A 16474-nucleotide genomic window follows, 5' to 3' on the forward strand; every position below is an offset into this window, starting at 1 on the left:
AGACCACGGCACCCCAGGGACGAGGTGGGCGCGTCGGCGGGCAGTCGATGCCGCACGCCGGGTGGGAGGCCCGACATGGCTAGCCGCACCCCATCGCCCTGGGTGGGACTCGCCGCCCTGCTGCTGCCGGTCACCCTGATGACCGCCGACCTCGGCGTGCTGTGGCTGGCCACCCCCGACCTCGCAGCCGACCTGGGACCATCGAGCTCCCAACTGCTCTGGATCACGGACGCCTACGGCTTTATGACCTGCGGATTCCTGCTGGTCATGGGCGCTTTGGGGGACCGCATCGGCCGCCGCAGACTCCTTGTGCTCGGCTCCCTCGGCATCGCCGCCGCCTCCCTCATCGCGGCCTACGCCAACAACCCGGAGACGCTCATCGTCGCCCGGGCCGTACTCGGCGTGGCCGGCGCCGCGGTGCTCCCGTCGACGCTCTCGCTGATCACCCACATGTTCACCGACCCGCGCCAGCGCGCCCGCGCCATCGCCCTGTGGGTCACCGCCCTGTCGACGGGCATCGCCATCGGCCCCGTCATCGGCGGCATCCTGCTCCAACACTGGTGGTGGGGCTCGGTGTTCCTGATCGGCGTGCCGGTCGTCGCCCTGTCGCTGCCGGCCGTGCTGCTCCTCGTACCGGAGTACCGCGCCCCCCACCCCGGCCGCTTCGACCTGCCGAGCGTGCTGCTGTTCCTGCTGGCCGTGCTGCCGGTCGTGTACGGGGTGAAGAAGGCCGCCGAATCGGGCGTGGCACCGGTCCACGCGCTGCCCGTGCTGGTCGGCGCCGGTTTCGCAGTCCTCTTCGTACGCAGACAACACCGCCTGTCCACGCCTCTGATCGACCTGCGGCTCTTCAGCGACCGGGCCTTCACCGGCGCGCTGCTGACGCTACTGCTCGGCATGATGGCGCTCAACAGCATCGAGTACCTGGTGCCCCAGTTCCTGCTCAACATCAGCGATCTGAGTCCGCTCGCCGCCGGCCTGTGGCTGCTGCCCAGCGCTGCGGGGTTGGTGCTCGGCTCGCAACTCACCCCGCTGCTGACCCGCCGCTTCCGCCCGGCGTACGTGATCGCCGTCGGCGTCGTCCTGACCGTGCCGGGCTTCTGGATGATCGCCGTGGCCGGCGCGGGCGACGGCGGGGTGTGGGGCTCCGCGCTGGGCTCGACCCTCGTGATGTTCGGCGTCGCGCCCATCAGCGTGCTCGGTACGGGGCTCGCCATGGGCGCCGCACCCGCAGAGAAGGCGGGCGCGGCATCGGGCGCCGGCCAGACCGCCTACGACCTCGGCCTGGCCCTCGGCATCGCGGTCACCGGCTCCGTCAGCGTCGCGATCTACCGCGCGGAGTTGGACGACAGCCTGCCGGCCGGGCTCCCCGCGGAAGCCGCGCACACCGCACGGGACTCGGTGGGCAGCGCCGCATCGGCCGCCGAGACCCTGCCCCAGCCGCTGTCCGAACAGCTCCTGGGAGCCGCGCGCGACGCGTTCACCACCGGCTTCCACGCCACCGCCGCCGTCGGCGCCGGCCTCGCACTCGTCACCGCGGCGGTCGCCCTGCTGATGCTGCGCCACGTCCCGACCGAAGCGGCGGCGGCGACGGAGGAGGCGGATGCCGCGGACGCCTTGGGTGCCGCGGATGTCGCGGAAGCCACCGACACGACGGCAGCCACCCCAGCCGCGGAAGCGGCGATGACACCGCACCCGTAGCGCGGCGCCCGGGACGCCGAACCGGACTCCGCCCGTAAACGGGCGACCCGACCCCGGACCGGGACCTGCGCCGCACCGCGCAGCAGCGGGCGGCGGGTGCGACCGGTGTGCCCGGTGGTCGTACGCCACGCCGAGGGGCGGTCGTGTCCGTCGCGGACGGCACGCCCCTCGGCGCCCGGCGTACGGGAGGGGTCACGCCGCGAACCAGCAGGATCGCCCCATGCGCAAAAGCACCGAGGCTGACGTCCGCCGTATATCCGAGACGCTCGTGAGCGAGGCCGTCGTGCGCTATGCCGATGCCCTGGCCCGATCGCCCTACGCCCAACAGGCCATGCGGTCGACGGCGCAGACCGTGGCCGCCGAAGTCGCCCACGCGGCCACCGCGCGACGCGTGGCGGACGCCGAGGGCATCGTCCGCTCTGCCCGGACGGCCGCCGGCGCCACCGCGACCGAGACCGCGGAACGGGTCGCCGAGAAAACCGCCGCCGCCCTCGTCACCGAGGCGATGGGCGCGGTACAGGCGGGCTCCCGGGAGGCCGTGGCCCAGGCGCTGGCGCAGGCACACGCCGAGTGGCAGTCGGCCGTCGGGGCGGGGCGACAGGAACAGGAAGAGGCGCTGACCCGCATCCGGACGGCGCTGACCGAAGCCCAGGCGCAGTGGCACGAGACGCTCGGTGCGGAGCAGCGCGAGCAGGACGAGGCGCACCGTCGCATCCAGGCGGCGCTGGCCGAGGCACACACGCAGTGGCAGGAGATGCTCGACGCGGGACAGCGGGAGCAGGCCGAGACGCTGGCCCGGATCCGTACGGCGCAGACCGAGGCGCGCGAGGAACTGCTGCGCAGCGTGGGCGAGTTCGTGCGGGAGGAAGTGGTGCGGGTGGCTGCCCGCGAGGTCCCGCCGGTCACCGAGGTGAGGGTCGCCAGCGCCGACCCGGTGCGCATCGGCGGCCACACCCACGCCGTGCTGCCCGAGGTGCTGCTCGCGCTCGGCGCCGGCTGCCACGTGCTGCTGGTGGGCCCGGCGGGCACCGGCAAGTCGATGATGGCGGGCCAGGCCGCCCGCGCCTTCGACCAGCAGCTCCACGCCCTGTCCCTGGGACCGACCACACCGATGAGCAAGATCTTCGGCTACTACGACGCCCACGGCCACTACCACCGAACCCCCTTCCGTGACGCGTTCGAGCACGGTGGGCTGATGCTTCTCGACGAGTTGGACAGCGGCCACCCGGGGTTGCTCGCCGAGCTCAACCAGGCCCTGTCGATCCGCTCGTGCGCCTTCGCCGACGGCATGGTCGAAGCCCACCCCGACTTCCGCCTCCTGGCCACGGCCAACACCTACGGCACCGGCGGCGACCGGCAGTACGTGGGCCGACAGGCCCTGGACGCGGCGACGCTCGACCGGTACGTCCTCATCGACGTCCCCGTCGACGAGGAACTTGAGGAGCGCCTCGCGCTCGCCCACGCACCCTCCCGTGCCCACGAGGCCCGCCAAATCCTCCTGGAAGTACGGCGGTTGCGCGCGGTGGCGGCCGAGAAGCGGCTCCCGCTGATGTTCTCGCCGCGGGCCAGCATCGACGCGGCCAAGCTCCTTGAGGCCGGAGCCAGCCTGGACCAGGTGCTCAACTGGCGGGCGGTGCGCGGCATGTCCCAGGCGCACCGCGCGGCCCTGGGCATCGGACCCGGCATCCCGGAGGCCGGCCAGTGATCTGGCACGTCCCCGGCCCCGCCGACACCGTGCACAAGCTGCCGCCGATGTGGTCGTGGCAGGAGTTCGTGGACCGGGCGCGCGCACCGGACACCATCTCCCACGGCGCCGGGCGCGCCATCAGGTCGGGCAACTGGGCCGGTGCCACCTGGGAGGAGGCCCTCCGGCTCGCCACCGACGGCTGGAGCGCCCTGCTGCCCGCGGTCGACGCCGAAGTGGCCGAACTGCGGGAGCGCATCGCCGACCTGGCCTTGGCCACCACACTGGCCCCCACCTGGGACGTGACCGGAAGCGAGGTGGACATCGGGGCCTATCTCAGCGGCGTCCCCGAGTGCATGGTGGACGCCGTGCCGCAGCGGATCTCCACCCGCGGGCGGGTGGTGTCCTTCGTCATCCCGGCCGGCTACGTCCACACCACCCCGCACACCGCCGTGCACCACCGCGGCGTGGCCCTCGCCGCCCTGTGCTCGGCCATCGTCGAGGCCGGCCACAGCGTGGAGGTCTGGTCCGGCCTCTGCACGTACGTGGGCACGGTCGACCGGCACGTCGGCATGGCACGGGTGATCTCGGCGGCGGAACCCCTGGACATGGGGCGGCTGATGTTCGCCGTGGCCCACCCGGCGATGCTGCGCCGCCTTTGGCTGGCGGTCTGGGACAGCGCACCGCGGGCCGTGGCCCGCCGCATGTACCGGCACAACTACGGCTACGCCCCGCAGACCTGCTACCGGCAGGACCTGCCCGACCAGATCACCGAGCCCTACATCCTGCCGTACCTCTCACCCGACGACGCGCAGTGGCGCACGGCCAAGAGCGCGCTGAACTGGTGCCTGGACACGTTCGCCTCGCTGGGACTGGTACGGGCCGACTGAACGGCGGGCGCCGCGCCGGGCACCGGGCGCCCCGGGTGACCGAGCGGCAAGCGTCCCGCGGCGGCCGTGCAGGTCCGGCGTGTGGCCGGCCGCCGTCCCCGCGCCCCCTTGTCTATCCTCTTGCCGCATGGGAGACCGCATGCGCACCCGGGCCGCCGAACTCATCGCCCAGGAACCCGGCCCGACCAGGGTGTTCGCCGAATCCGCCGCCTGGTGCCGGCTGGCCGCGGCGATACCTGAACCGCCGCCCGAGGTACGCCGGCGGGCCGGCGAGCCCAGGCTGCGCCCGCGCCGGCGCCCGGCCTGCGCCGGACTGTCGGCCCTGACCGCCGTGCTGCTCACACCGCTGCTCATCGCGGTGGCCCTGGAGGGCTGGGACCCGGCCTTCACCCGCGAGGAACGCCGGGCGCGCAGGGCGGCGCGCGAGGCACTGAAGTCCCGCGAGGCCCGGGCCCGCGAACTCGGCCTGTACGACGCCTTCGACGGCGACTGGTCGGGGAGGGCCGGACACACCCTGCTGAGCTGGTACGAGCAGGCCCCGGACGCGGCGCGCCTGCTCGTGCCGACCAGCAGCGAACTCGTCCTGCTCGCCGCACCCTCCCGCACCTGGCCCAAGGGGCGCGCCCCAGGGCTGGAAGTCCTCGCGCGCATCCCGTACGCCACGGCCCGCCCCGACGTCCCCCACGTCGCCGGCCGGGACCTCCCGCGCTGCCGGCTGACCTTCGCGGACGGCAGTTGGCTGGCGCTGCTGGTGGAGGACGATCCCGCGCAGATCGACGCCTTCTTCCGCACCTGCCGCTCGCAAGCGCGCCGCGACCAGTACGCCACGGACTGAGCCCCGGGCTCTGTCTTGGGCTGTGCCCTGGGGCTGGGCCCGGGGCGGCGGGGGCCTGGGTGGGACGCTGGGCGGGGCCTGGCCGGAGCCCTGGGGTGGGGCTTGGGCGGGAGCCGGAAACCCGGCTGCCAGGGCCACCGGGCAGCGGGGGCAAGGCTGTTGGGCGCGGTGGCAGGCACGCCCCGCGGCCGTTGTTCTCGGCCCGTCGCACCCGGTGGCATGATGCGGCGAGTGGATTACCAACGGTGCGTGGACCTCCTCGCGAAGGTCCACGAGAACCCTCACGGCCTCTCCCGCGAAGCGCGACAGGCCAACGTCCCCAAGCTGCTCGCGGCGCTCGGTGACCCCGAACGGGAACTGCGCGGGATGCTGGTGGTCGGGACCAACGGCAAGGGCTCGACCTGCGCTTTCGCGGTGTCGGCGATGGCCGCGACCGGAGTGCGGGTGGGCAGTATGCCAAGTCCCCACCTCCAGGAGCCCCGGGAGCGCATCCGGGTCGACGGGGTCCCCGTCTCGCGCGCCGCGTACACGGCGGCGTTCGCCGAGGTGTGGCGTGCGATCGAACACCACGCCCTGCCCGTCCTGTCCCAGGGCCTCTTCGCGACCACCGCCGCCGTGCACTTCCGCCGGGCGGGCGTGGGCCTGGCCGTGGCCGAGGCGAGCATCGGCGGCAGCCGGGCCGCGGCTGCCGAACTCGGCCTGGACGTGAAGGTGCTCACCGGCGTCGGGCTCGACCACACCCGACTCCTCGGCGGCTCCCTGGCCCAGATCGCGCAGGCCAAGATCGCAGCCGTACGGGACGGCGACCACGTGGTCATCGGCCGGCTGGAACCCGAGGCCGCCAGCAGCGCCGAGCGGGTACTCAAGGAACGTACGGGACTGACCGTGTGGCGCGTCGGCCACGAGGTCCACTACGCGGCCCGGGTCGCCGGCCGCGACAGCCAGGGCGCCCCGCAGACGCTGGTCGACGTCACCACGCCGCGCGGCGTCCACCGCGCCCTGCCCTGCCCGCTGCCCGGCGCACACCAGCACCACAACCTGGCGGTCGCCATCGCCGCCGTGGACGCGCTGATCGAACGCGGCCACCTCCGACAGCCGGCCGCCGACCCCCTGCGCGCCCGCCTGGCGGCGACGCGCTGGCCAGGCCGCCTGGAACTGGTCCCGCAGGCCCGGCTGGGCGCCTGGACCGGCCGCGTCCTGCTCGAAGGCGCGACCAACCCACAGGGCGTTGCGACCGTCACCCCGGAGATCCTGCGCCACGCGGCCGGCCACGCCGCCGCCGACCAGGCCGCTGGCGGCCCCACCGCCGCCAGCCACGACGCTGCCGACCACGCCGCCGGGGGGCACGCTGCCGCCGGCCGAGCCGTTCCACCCGTCCTGGTCTTCGCCGCCATGGACGACAAGGACGTCTCCGGCATGATCGCCCCGCTCCCCACCCACTGGCCCCTGGTCCTCACCCGCACCGGCTCCCACCAGGCCGCTGACCCCAACTCCCTGCACGCCAGACTCTCCCCGGACCGCCAAGGCCCCTGCCTGACCGCCGAAGACCCACAAGCAGCCCTCCACCGCGCCGCCGAACTCGCCGGCCCCGACGGCCTGATCGTCGTCTTCGGCTCACTGCGTCTGGTGGGGGACTCCCGTACGGTGCTGGGGCTGCCGCCGGGGTGAGGTGGCTGGTAGACGAGGAAGCCCTGCCGGCGTGAGGCTCGTACTCCAGGGAGATGCCAGCCGTCAGGGTGACGTGCCTGCCACGAGGAGGTGGCGCCTGCCACGAGGGCCGCCCGCCGTCGGGGTGCGGCGGCGCCAACCCCCAGAGTCCGGCGAACTGCCGACGTACGCGCGGCCGGGCGGCATGGAGCACGTCTCCGCGAACGCCGCGGGAGCGGAGCACGGCACGACAGGGTCAACTCGTCCTGTGGAGCACTCGGTTCCTGCCAGACCGATCGCCCGGTTCGGCGGTCGGGCGCGCGTGAGATCTTTCTCTCCATGAGTACACCACCAGACGGACTGCCCAAGTACCGAGTTCTGACCGGCCCGGACGACGCCGCGTTCTGCCAGCGCGTGAGCGAAGCGATAGCTCTTGGTTACGAACTGCACGAAGGCCCTGCGATCACCTTCAACGGCGAGCGGGTCATCGTCGCCCAAGCCGTGGTGTGGCCGACGCCGTCGTAGGACCTGCGGTCGCGGCCTCTGACACGGGACCGGCGCACGGCCTGCCCCGGGGCGCGCGGTGGGAAGGCGCGCTGCCCCGGGGTCGGGGCAGGGCGGGTGCTGATGTCGGGTCAGGGCGGGATGGCGGTCGGTGGTGTAGTCGTCGTGGGGTCACGGGCCCCGGCGCTGGTGGTCGCCGCCGTTGCAACCCAGGGTGTAGACGTTGCCGCCGCCGTCGCTGCCCAGGGATCTGGCCCGTGGCCACGTTGACGGCGCGGGGTCGGCGGGCCTGTCTTCGGCCATTTACGGCTGGCAGCGAGGCAGTTCCGGCCCTGGCCCGGCTGTGCCGCGGGCGCCCCGTGACGGCGTACGGGCGGGCCCCACCGGTCCGACGACGCCCCGCTGACCTCCCACTCGCCGCGCCCTGCCGCAACCCACCACCCACCCCGGCCGCGCGCCCCGCCCGTCGGCCCGCGGCGGTCGCCAGCCGCGCCGCCCGCCCGCCGCCGGCCGCCGCAGCAGGTGCCGGCGGGCCCGTACGACCGGTGGCTTGGACCGTACGCACCGACGCCCGATCCGTCGGCGAGCCGAGCGCGGCTCGGGCACGATCGAGGGCATGCAGCATCGCCCCCATGACGCGGAAGCGACGCGTGCCCCGCGCCCGGAACCCGCCGCGCTCCCACCCGAGCCCGAGTCCGAGCCCGGCAGCCGCAGCGACGTCGACCTCCGCACCGACCTGCCGCACAGCGCCCGGGTGTGGAACTACTGGCTGGGCGGCAAGGACCACTACCCGGCCGACGAGGAACTGGGCAGGCGCGTGGCTGCCTCGTACCCGCAGGCAGGGGAGTTGGCCCGGGCCTCGCGCGCCTTCCAGGACCGGGCGGTGCGGCAGGTGGCCGCGGACGGCATCGACCAGTTCGTGGACCTGGGCACCGGGTTGCCCACCGCCATGCCGACCCACCGCAGCGCCCAGGACGTCAGGCCCGCGGCGCGCATCGTCTACGTGGACAACGACCCGGTCGTACTCGCCCACGCCCGGGCGCTGCTCACCAGCGCACCCGGTGGCGCCACCGCCTACATCGAAGCCGATCTGCGCGACCCCGCCACGGTCCTGGCGGCGGCGGCCCGCACCCTGGACCTCACCCGTCCCACGGCCCTGCTCGCCCTCTCCACCCTGGGCCACCTGCCGGCCCCCGAGGCGGCCGACCTGATGCAGCGCTACCTCACCCACCTCGCCCCCGGCAGCTTCCTGATCACCTGTGACACCATCCGCACCCCGGACACCCTGCGGGCCCAGGAGGCGTACGCCAGCGGCGACACCACGCCCTACTGGTGCCGCGACCCGGAGGAGATCCTGGCCTGCGCCCGCGGGCTGACCCTGCTCGAACCCGGCCTGGTCCCCGTCACCCACTGGCGCCCGGCCCCCGACGGGCCGGCCGCGGCGGTGGACCAGTGGGGGCTGGTGGCGCGGAAGCCCTGCCCGAAGCCCTGACCGGCGGGCCGGTGGGGCATGGGGCAGGATGGGGCCCACAGGCAGTGGTCGAAAGGAGCCGGCGGGGTGGGCGTCAAGGGCGACGGTCGGGTGTGGGTGGTTGCAGGATGAACGGTTGCCAGGCCGAGGTCATCCGCACGGACCGGTTGGACCTGTTGCCGCTGCGCGTGGAGCACGCCGAGGAGATGGCCGGCGTACTGGCCGACCCGGCGCTGCACACCTTCATCGGCGGCGCCCCGTACGAGCTGCCGGCCCTGCGCTCGCGCTACGCACGCCTGGTCGCGGGCTCTCCCGACCCGGCCGTCGCCTGGTTGAACTGGGTGATCCGGCTCCGTACCGAGTCCTGCCTGACGGGCACCGTGCAGGCGACCGTCAGCCACGCGGGGGCCGCGTTCGGGTCCGGGTCCGAGCACGGGCGCGTCGCCGAGGTCGCCTGGGTGACGGGTGTGGCGTGGCAGGGGCGGGGCCTGGCCACCGAGGCTACCCGGGCCCTGGTCGACTGGCTGGGCCGGCAGTCGGTGCAGACCGTCATCGCACATATCCACCCCGAGCACCGGGCGTCAGCCGCCGTCGCCACGGCCGCCGGACTCACCCCCACCGACACCTGGTACGAGGGCGAGGTTCGCTGGCAGCGCCGCATCGTGGCGTAGCCGCGCCGGTGAGCGCCGGGGGACAGCCGCTGGCGAGGGCCCCGCAGGCCCGTGCGTCACGCGGGTTGGGGCGGCGTGGCAGGACGCCCTGCCACGGGCGTTCGGAAGGTGTGCAGGTCGGCCACGGCCAGGGTCTGTTCGGCGGCGTACTGCTCGAAGGTGCCCGTAGTGCGGAAGCCGAGGCGGGCGGCGAGCCTATGGGAACGCTCGTTGGCGGTCTGCGTCACCACCAGGACCGGCTGGTCCGGCAGTTCGTCAGCGGCGGCGCGGAGCAGGGCCGTCCCGGCCTCGAAGGCCAGCCCGGCGCCCCACCGGTCATGCCGCAGCAGGTAGCTCAGTTCCAACTCCCCACCCTGCTCGACGACGTGCCCGGGCAGGTCGGCGGCGCGCCGGTCCAGGACGATCGTCCCGAGCAGCACGTCGGTCTGCCGGTCGGCGATGACGTACGCACCGGGCTTCGCCGCCAGGGCACCGACACCGTTCGCCCGGAAGTACTGCTCCACCGCACCCCGTGGCCGCGGCCCGCCGAGGTGGGCCCGTACCCGTGGATCGGTCTGGAGCTCGATCAGGCCCGCTACGTCGCCGTCGTGCGCGGGGCGCAGCCGCAGCCGCTGGCTGGTGACGTCGGGGGCGGAAACCGTGGGGTGGGAGTCCATGGCCCCATTGTGTTGGCGGTGGCCGTGGCTCGGTGCCACCCGGTCGTGGTGCGGCGGGGGTTCGGTGTCACCCGGCCAGGGTGCGTGTGTGGGCCCGGCGCCGCCAGGGCGTGCTGCCTCTGCTGTGGGGGCTCGGCGCCGCTCGGTCGGGCGCGGCTGCCGGGGCACGTGGGTGGTCGAGTCAGGGGAACTGGGCCTCGATCTGGGCGAGGTGGGCGGCGATGATCTCCTCGAAGGCGGTGCGCCGGTCGGCCCCGAGCGGGCGGATGTCGCGCGCGAAGTGGGACAGGGCGGGGAAGCGCTCGGGGTCGGCACCGAGCACGGCCACCCGGAACTGCTCCATGCCCTGCTCGTACTCCTTGGGGCTGATGCTGCTGATGCCGGCCTCGGCGGTGATCAGCGCGACGAAGAGGATCACGATGCGGTGGTAGCGCGCCGGAATCTCCTCGTCCGGCAGCCCCGAGGCGCGCAGGGCCTGGAGCAACTCCTCCATGACCAGGCGGGACCCGGCGCCTCCCGACCCGTACCGTCCCCACACCGCGGCGAGTTGGAGCTGCTCGCCGAACGCCTCCCGTACCCGCAGGGCCAGGGCGGCGACGCGCTGCTTCCAGTCGCCCTCGGGCTCGTAACCCTCCATGGCGGCGAGCAGTATCCGGTCGGCGACCGCGCGCAGCAGCTCGGTCTTGTTGCGGAAGTGTCGGTAGAGGCTGGAGGAGTCGGTACCGAGCACCGCGGCGAGCTTGCGCACGCTGAACGACTCGGCGTCGCTCGTACGCAGCACCTCCGCCGCCGTGTCCAGGATCTCCTCGGTCGACCATCGCCTGCGGTCCGCCATCTCGCCCCTTTCGTTCCTCACACCTTAGCCTATGCGCTTGCCGTTGCACGCACCGCGTGCATAATGGAGGCAACGCATTGGCCGGCCATGAAGCATCCGACGGGTGGCCGGCGGGGGAGAGGGAGACATGAACCGGACCGCGAGGGCGGCGCGCCCGCCGGAGCCCGACTACGCGACGATCACCGCCGAGGAACTGCGCGCCTACCGCGACGCGGAGAACCGCTTCCGGGCCTCCGCCGATGCGCGGGCGCCGACCACGGCCGCCGCTACGCCGAGCGGCTCCGGGCGGCCGGGACCCCCGTGCGGCTCACCGAGTACGCGGGGGCGCGGCACGGGTTCCTCGCGCTGCCCGGCGTGGAGCCGCAGGCCGAGGCCGCGCAGTCGGAGGTCCTGGCCTTCCTGCGCGCCGCGCTCGTGAGCTGACCGGGATGTGCGGTAAGCGGCACTGTTGGCGGCTGGGCTGGGCTGGGCTGGGCTGGGCTGGGCTGGGGTCGGCTCGGCGGAGTGGGCTGGTCCGCCTCGTACGTGGACCGCCGACCGCCGGCTCCGGCCCAGCGCGACCGCCCGGACCCGTACCCCGCGTACCACCCGTACCACCCCAGGGCACGACCATCCCGCAGCAGGAGGACGACACAGTGCAGTGCATCGGCATCATCGGAGTGGGCGAGATAGGCCGGGCCATCGTCGAGGGCCTGCACCACGGGGACGGCGCGCCGCCTGAGGTCTTCCTGTCGCCCCGCGGAGCCCGTACCGCCGCGGTCCTCGCCGAGCGCTTCGCGGGGGTCCGGGTGTGTGCGGACAACCAGGAGGTGGTGGACCGTTCGGACGTGGTGGTCATCGCCGTGCGCCGGCAGGACCACCGGGAGGCGCTCGCCGGTCTTGAGGTGGACGACGACACGACCGTGGTCCATCTGATGGCCGGTGTCGCCACGGGCGAACTGCGCAAGACCCTCGGTACCGGTGCCCCGATCGTCCGCGCCATCCCGCTGCCCGCCGTGCGCGAGCGCCGCTCCGTCACCGTGACCTGCCCCGCGCACCCGGTGGTTGACGCCCTCTTCGAGCGACTGGGCGGCGTGCTTCCCGTCGCGGACGAAGGCGTGTTCAACGCCTTCTCCGCCCTGACCGGGACGCTCACCACCCACTACGCCTACCTCGCTGCACTCACCGACTGGGCCACCGACCAGGGCATCGCCCCCGACGCGGCCGACCGGTACGTGCGCGGCCTCTTCCAGAACGTGGGCCACTCCCTCGGCGACGGGGCCCGCCCCCTGCACCAACTCGCCGCAGACCACGAGACGCCGGGCGGGAACAACGAACGGATTCGCACCACCTGGTTCGCCCCGGCCAACGCCGCGGCGCTCGCCAAGGCCCTGGACGGGCTCCTCGCCGACCTGGCGTAGCGCGCCCGGCTCGGTGGGGGTGGGCCGTCTTGGTTACGGGCGGTCACGGTGCTGTGTCCACCGGTGTCATGCACTCATTCGCGCAACCCACCGACCGTCAGCCATCACAGCGGGCCTCGCGGCAGCCGGCTGTGGTGGCTGACGGCGTGAAGGTCTGGAAAAGACAGAGGGTCTCGCACACACGGTGTGCGAGACCCTCGTACTTGGAGCGCCCGGCAGGCCTTGCACCTGCATCTCCCGCCGGTTGGCGGACGTCTTGCCTTGGACCACAGACGCGCAACCCCTCCGCCGAGCATCTTTCGGTGTGAAGATGCCGCGCGGTGAAGCGATGCTGATGATCATACAGGGTGTGTCGGGGTCCCGCGCACACGCCGAGCGGTGCCGCAGGAAAGGCGCTGTCGGAAAGGTGCCGTCTCCCCGCGCGTGGCCAGTGGCGCGGAGCCTGGGGTGCAACCCTCGCCCTCCAACTGCTGCGTGCGAACGGAGTTGCCCTGTCGCAGGGGTGAAGCGGACCTGCTTCACCCGGCGTCGCCGGGGCGCTGGTCGGGTGCCGCCGGCTGCTCGTCGACCTTCCGCACGTGGGTGGTCTCGCAGGTGAGCGGGGTCCCGTCGGCGCCGGTGGGGGCGAGGTCGGGCACCCGGGAGCCGTGCTGGTCGAGCAGCGTGGAGTGGGGCTCACCCGGTTCGAAGGCGTGGCGCTCTCCCCATTGGCGCAGGGTGAGGACGACCGGGAAGAGGTCGCGCCCGGCGTCGGTCAGTACGTACTCCTGGCGGCGGCCCGACGGCGCGGTGCGCTGGGCGAGCAACCCGTACGCGGTCAGCTTGCGGAGTCGGTCGGTGAGGATGTTGCGCGCGATTCCGGTGCGCCGCTGGAACTCGGTGAACGCCCGTACGCCGTCCATTGCGTCGCGGATGACGAGCATGCTCCACCGGTCGCCGATGAGGTCGAGCGTGCGGGCGACGGGGCAGGGGGCGTCCGTCCAGTCGACGGCGGACGTGTTCGTAGTGGCCCGTGGCATGACACCTCGCAGTGAGTTGCAGATTGAAACCATCATGCCGTACGGTCAAATCAGTTGCAATCTGCTACCGATTTCCCTGGGGGCCCGATGGACGTATGGCGGCGGCTGCTGTTGGCCGTGGTGTGCGGTGTTGCGGTGGCGAGCGTGTACGCGGCGCAGCCCGTGCTGGAACCGATGGGGCGTGACCTGGGGCTTTCGGCTTCGCTCGCCGGGTGGATCGTGGCGATCGGCCAGTTCGGGTATCTGGCAGGTCTGGTGCTCCTGGTGCCGTTCGGCGACGTGCTGGACCGGCGGCGCCTGATCGCCGGACACCTGGTCGTCACCGCGGTGGGCACGGCCGCGGTGGCTGTGGCCTCGGCGGCGTGGATGGCTTTCGTGGGACTCGCGCTTGCCGGGGTGTTCGCGGTCGTCGTGCAGACCACGGTGGCCTACGCGGCCTCGGCCTCGGCGCCCGCCGAACGCGGGCACACCATCGGCGTGGTGACCTCGGGCGTGGTGGTGGGCATCCTGGGCGCGCGGGTGGTGACCGGCGCGCTGGCCGATGCTTGGGGCTGGCGGAGCATCTACCTCGCGCTCGCGGTGCTCTCCCTCTTCCTCGCCGCCCTGGTCCTGTACCTGCTGCCGGCGGAAGGGCGCTCCCGCCCACCCGTGGGCGCGGGGTACCGGAGGGCGGTCCGCGCGCTCGGCGGGTCGTTCCGCGAGCCGGCGTTCCTGACGCGCGGGCTGATCGCGTTCTTCCTGTTCGCCTCGTTCGGCGCGCTGTGGAACGGCCTCTCCCTGCCGCTGGCGGACGCGCCGTGGAGGCTGACCGAGAGCCAGATCGGCCTGTTCGGCATCGCAGGACTCGCCGGCGCGCTCGGCGCGGCCCGGGCGGGCCGCTGGGCGGACGCGGGCCGCGCGATCCCCGTCTCCGGCCTCGCCCTCGGCCTGCTCACCCTCTCCTGGCTCGCCATCGCACAACTGCCCCGGTCGCTGTGGCTGCTCGCGATCGGCGTCGTGGCCCTCGACTTCGCGGTCCAAGCCGTCCACGTGAGCAACCAACACCTTCTGACCGCGTCCCACCCCGACCGGACCAGCAGCGTCATCGGCGGCTACATGGTCTTCTACGCCCTGGGCTCAGCCCTCGGCGCGACCACGACCACCGCTCTGTTCGCCACCCACGGCTGGACCGGCTCCAGCCTGCTCGGAGCCGGCTTCGCGGTGTGCGGGGCGGTGGTGTGGGGGGTTGGTGCGCGGGTGAGAAGCGGCGGGGTGACGGTGGATCGGGAGCTGAGAGTTGAGCGGGTTGGAGGGTGAGGGGGAGAAGGGCGAGGAGGTGGCTCCTGTCGATTCCTGACGGTGTTGCTGGGTGTGCGTGTGGATGCGGTGGGCTGGCGTCGGTGCGCTCGTGACCGGTGCGCGGGTGCCGGAGGGTGGGAAGGCGCCGCGTCCGTTGGTGTGCTGCCGGCCTGGTCGTCGTCGGGGTTTGACGGCCAGGCCGGCAGATGCCGGGGGCGGGGGCCGGTCCCGGCGGCCCGGGTGGGTCAGCCGTTGGGGTAGGCAGCGGTGATCATCTTCTGCCGCAGGACCTGCCACTGGGCCGCCATGTCGTGGACCAGGTACAGGTCCCGGCGCCGGGTCCAGGGCTGACCCGACTGCGGGTCGTAGGTGCCGGGCATCTCGAAGCCGCGCGGCGCGTACGCGGTGATGCCACGGTCACGGGTGGTCTGCACGCACCGCTTGACGTGGTCGCGGAAGCCGATCACACCTGCCGTGCCGATGCCGCCGGGAAGCTGCCGACGGGCCTCGGCGACCTGGGCCGCGACGCCGTCGGTGCTCAGATAAGTGATGGTCCCGTCCGGCTCGATCACCGGCTCGATGGAGGTCACGTCCTTCATCTGATGCTTGTCCTTGAGGAACCGGGCGATCTCCCATTGCGCGTAGACGGGGATGCGCCGGCGGCGTCGAATGCGGGCAACCGTGTCGGCCAGCTCCTCGTTGACCGGCCCGGGCTCCGGCAGCACCTTCGTGGGGTTGCCACCGCCGACCGCCGGGCGGTTGCCGAAACCGTAGGCGATGAGGAAGTCCAGCCTGCCGAGGGGAGCGGTCTCCGATTCCCACTCGAACCCCACGTCGTACAGGTGGGGAACCAGGTCGGCCGCCGTGTTCCGGTCCTCCAACTCTCCGGCCAGGGCTTGCAGCATCCGGTGCGGCAGTTGACCGGCGGGCTGCCCACCGCCGGGACGGCCGTGCGCGAGCGCCGGGGTGGCGGCGAGGGCTGCGGGGACGGTGGTGGCCAGGACGACGGCGAAGTCACGGCGCTGCATGGGGGCCTCTCTGTGGGTGAAGCCCCGACCGTCGCCGTTGGCGTTGAACGAGGGTTGAACGACCCGTGGAGCCTGACCGGCGGGAAGACGGATTACGGAGCCCGCACCCTCCCGCCCCGCTCACCCATCCCCATCCCCGCCCCCACCCCGACCCACCGAGAACGCCCCCGCCGCGGCGGCCAGGGTTGCTGCCGTTGCGGCGCGTTCGGGGAGGTGGGGGTCGGGGGGTGTGCGGAGGAGGACCAGGTGGTGGTAGATGGGGGCCGTGGCGAGGAGGAGCAGGGCGTGGGCGTCCGTGTGGGGGGTGGGGAGTTCGCCGCGTGCCTTCGCGCGTTCGATGAGGACCTCGCACTGGGCGTAGCGATCCGTCCACAACCGGGTCTGGGCCTGGGCGGCCCGTTCGAAGTGGAACGAGGCGGCCATCAGGGCCACCGCGAACGACGGGCGGACGAGCAGGGAGTCCTGGATCTCCTGGTTGAGCGCGGTCAGGTCGCCGCGCAGCGAACCGGTGTCCGGCGGCTGCCAGTCGATCTCACCGGTGGCGTCGATGAGGTCGACGAGGAGGCCGCCGACGTCGCGCCACCGCCGGTAGACCGTGGCGCGGTGCACCCCGGCCCGGGTCGCGACGCCCTCCATCGTGAGGCTCTCGTGGCCGTTCTCGGCGAGTTCGGCGCGTACCGCGTCCAGGACCTGGGTGCGGATTCGGGCGGAGCGACCGCCGGAGCGGCGGTCCGACGGGGCGTCCAACGGCGAGTCCAACGGCGTGTCCAGAGGGTCTGTCATCGGCGATCCATATGCGGTTGATCACGGTGGAGGGGTATGCCAGCATCCTAACGCGACACTTGTCGCTGAGGA

Annotated in this window: 15 protein-coding genes and 2 pseudogenes; 11 read left to right on the forward strand and 6 right to left on the reverse strand. The window is 73.3% G+C overall.

Features of this window, described 5'->3' with window-relative positions; all coding sequences use genetic code 11:
- The first annotated feature begins 75 nt into the window (after window positions 1-75).
- From ACMA1D_RS13705 to ACMA1D_RS13740, 8 genes are all read left to right on the forward strand, one after another.
- Complete coding sequence (locus tag ACMA1D_RS13705; RefSeq protein WP_414724216.1) at window positions 76-1701, forward strand: MFS transporter; 1626 nt, start codon at window positions 76-78, stop codon at window positions 1699-1701.
- A gap of 220 nt (window positions 1702-1921) precedes the next feature.
- Entirely contained in the window at window positions 1922-3406 is a 1485-nt protein-coding gene (locus ACMA1D_RS13710) for an AAA family ATPase (RefSeq protein WP_414724217.1), read from the forward strand.
- Window positions 3403-4275, forward strand: coding sequence for a hypothetical protein (locus tag ACMA1D_RS13715; RefSeq protein WP_414724218.1), 873 nt, complete (start codon window positions 3403-3405; stop codon window positions 4273-4275). The genes ACMA1D_RS13710 and ACMA1D_RS13715 overlap by 4 nt, the downstream gene beginning before the upstream one ends.
- Before the next feature lie 127 nt (window positions 4276-4402).
- A complete protein-coding gene (locus ACMA1D_RS13720) occupies window positions 4403-5110 on the forward strand; it encodes a hypothetical protein (RefSeq protein WP_414724219.1) in 708 nt (235 codons plus the stop codon).
- 222 nt (window positions 5111-5332) lie between these two features.
- The gene (locus ACMA1D_RS13725; protein WP_414724282.1) at window positions 5333-6778 is read left to right on the forward strand and encodes a bifunctional folylpolyglutamate synthase/dihydrofolate synthase; all 1446 of its coding nucleotides are present in this window, start codon (window positions 5333-5335) and stop codon (window positions 6776-6778) included.
- Between the two features lie 318 nt (window positions 6779-7096).
- A complete protein-coding gene (locus ACMA1D_RS13730; RefSeq protein ID WP_414724220.1) occupies window positions 7097-7282 on the forward strand; it encodes a DUF1737 domain-containing protein in 186 nt (61 codons plus the stop codon).
- A gap of 595 nt (window positions 7283-7877) precedes the next feature.
- Window positions 7878-8753, forward strand: a complete 876-nt coding sequence (locus ACMA1D_RS13735; protein WP_414724221.1) for an SAM-dependent methyltransferase — start codon at window positions 7878-7880, stop codon at window positions 8751-8753.
- Between the two features lie 107 nt (window positions 8754-8860).
- Window positions 8861-9403, forward strand: coding sequence for a GNAT family N-acetyltransferase (locus ACMA1D_RS13740; RefSeq protein WP_414724222.1), 543 nt, complete (start codon window positions 8861-8863; stop codon window positions 9401-9403).
- A gap of 56 nt (window positions 9404-9459) precedes the next feature.
- Here the strand turns inward: ACMA1D_RS13740 and ACMA1D_RS13745 are convergent, their stop codons facing one another.
- The gene (locus ACMA1D_RS13745) at window positions 9460-10059 is read right to left on the reverse strand and encodes a GNAT family N-acetyltransferase (RefSeq protein WP_414724223.1); all 600 of its coding nucleotides are present in this window, start codon (window positions 10057-10059) and stop codon (window positions 9460-9462) included.
- A 181-nt stretch (window positions 10060-10240) separates the two neighbouring features.
- Window positions 10241-10894: a TetR/AcrR family transcriptional regulator gene (locus ACMA1D_RS13750; protein WP_414724224.1), complete on the reverse strand. Its 654-nt coding sequence runs from the start codon at window positions 10892-10894 to the stop codon at window positions 10241-10243.
- A 243-nt stretch (window positions 10895-11137) separates the two neighbouring features.
- Here ACMA1D_RS13750 and ACMA1D_RS13755 point away from each other — a divergent pair.
- Both ACMA1D_RS13755 and ACMA1D_RS13760 read left to right on the forward strand, forming a co-directional pair.
- A pseudogene (locus tag ACMA1D_RS13755) lies at window positions 11138-11317 on the forward strand (alpha/beta hydrolase); the annotation flags it as partial.
- 212 nt (window positions 11318-11529) lie between these two features.
- Window positions 11530-12294, forward strand: coding sequence for an NAD(P)-binding domain-containing protein (locus ACMA1D_RS13760; protein WP_414724225.1), 765 nt, complete (start codon window positions 11530-11532; stop codon window positions 12292-12294).
- Between the two features lie 204 nt (window positions 12295-12498).
- On the opposite strand, the pseudogene ACMA1D_RS13765 reads toward ACMA1D_RS13760, so the two are convergent.
- Both ACMA1D_RS13765 and ACMA1D_RS13770 read right to left on the reverse strand, forming a co-directional pair.
- A pseudogene (locus tag ACMA1D_RS13765) lies at window positions 12499-12570 on the reverse strand.
- Between the two features lie 242 nt (window positions 12571-12812).
- Window positions 12813-13313: a winged helix-turn-helix transcriptional regulator gene (locus ACMA1D_RS13770; RefSeq protein ID WP_414724226.1), complete on the reverse strand. Its 501-nt coding sequence runs from the start codon at window positions 13311-13313 to the stop codon at window positions 12813-12815.
- 87 nt (window positions 13314-13400) lie between these two features.
- Between ACMA1D_RS13770 and ACMA1D_RS13775 the strand changes: the two genes are divergently transcribed.
- Window positions 13401-14609 (forward strand): MFS transporter, encoded by a 1209-nt coding sequence (locus tag ACMA1D_RS13775; protein ID WP_414724227.1) that lies wholly within the window; start codon window positions 13401-13403, stop codon window positions 14607-14609.
- A 227-nt stretch (window positions 14610-14836) separates the two neighbouring features.
- Here the strand turns inward: ACMA1D_RS13775 and ACMA1D_RS13780 are convergent, their stop codons facing one another.
- Window positions 14837-15619 carry a hypothetical protein gene (locus tag ACMA1D_RS13780; protein WP_414724228.1) on the reverse strand — a complete coding sequence of 261 codons (783 nt, stop codon included), beginning with the start codon at window positions 15617-15619 and terminating at the stop codon, window positions 14837-14839.
- A 120-nt stretch (window positions 15620-15739) separates the two neighbouring features.
- On the reverse strand, window positions 15740-16402 hold the full coding sequence (locus tag ACMA1D_RS13785) for a TetR/AcrR family transcriptional regulator (protein ID WP_414724229.1): 663 nt from the start codon (window positions 16400-16402) through the stop codon (window positions 15740-15742).
- Window positions 16403-16474: the final 72 nt, after the last annotated feature.

The organism is Streptomyces sp. 796.1, from assembly GCF_047525675.1.
In the GTDB taxonomy this organism is placed as follows: Bacteria; Actinomycetota; Actinomycetes; order Streptomycetales; family Streptomycetaceae; genus Streptomyces.

What these genes read in the sequence shown, in the direction of transcription:
- ACMA1D_RS13725 (WP_414724282.1), top strand. Translation starts at nt 5,333, where the DNA reads ATGCGGCGAGTGGATTACCAACGGTGCGTGGACCTCCTCGCGAAGGTC.
- ACMA1D_RS13705 (WP_414724216.1), top strand. Translation starts at nt 76, where the DNA reads ATGGCTAGCCGCACCCCATCGCCCTGGGTGGGACTCGCCGCCCTGCTG.
- ACMA1D_RS13775 (WP_414724227.1), top strand. Translation starts at nt 13,401, where the DNA reads ATGGACGTATGGCGGCGGCTGCTGTTGGCCGTGGTGTGCGGTGTTGCG.
- ACMA1D_RS13735 (WP_414724221.1), top strand. Translation starts at nt 7,878, where the DNA reads ATGCAGCATCGCCCCCATGACGCGGAAGCGACGCGTGCCCCGCGCCCG.
- ACMA1D_RS13730 (WP_414724220.1), top strand. Translation starts at nt 7,097, where the DNA reads ATGAGTACACCACCAGACGGACTGCCCAAGTACCGAGTTCTGACCGGC.
- ACMA1D_RS13785 (WP_414724229.1), bottom strand. Translation starts at nt 16,402, where the DNA reads ATGACAGACCCTCTGGACACGCCGTTGGACTCGCCGTTGGACGCCCCG.
- ACMA1D_RS13740 (WP_414724222.1), top strand. Translation starts at nt 8,861, where the DNA reads ATGAACGGTTGCCAGGCCGAGGTCATCCGCACGGACCGGTTGGACCTG.
- ACMA1D_RS13750 (WP_414724224.1), bottom strand. Translation starts at nt 10,894, where the DNA reads ATGGCGGACCGCAGGCGATGGTCGACCGAGGAGATCCTGGACACGGCG.
- ACMA1D_RS13710 (WP_414724217.1), top strand. Translation starts at nt 1,922, where the DNA reads ATGCGCAAAAGCACCGAGGCTGACGTCCGCCGTATATCCGAGACGCTC.
- ACMA1D_RS13720 (WP_414724219.1), top strand. Translation starts at nt 4,403, where the DNA reads ATGGGAGACCGCATGCGCACCCGGGCCGCCGAACTCATCGCCCAGGAA.
- ACMA1D_RS13780 (WP_414724228.1), bottom strand. Translation starts at nt 15,619, where the DNA reads ATGCAGCGCCGTGACTTCGCCGTCGTCCTGGCCACCACCGTCCCCGCA.
- ACMA1D_RS13745 (WP_414724223.1), bottom strand. Translation starts at nt 10,059, where the DNA reads ATGGACTCCCACCCCACGGTTTCCGCCCCCGACGTCACCAGCCAGCGG.
- ACMA1D_RS13770 (WP_414724226.1), bottom strand. Translation starts at nt 13,313, where the DNA reads ATGCCACGGGCCACTACGAACACGTCCGCCGTCGACTGGACGGACGCC.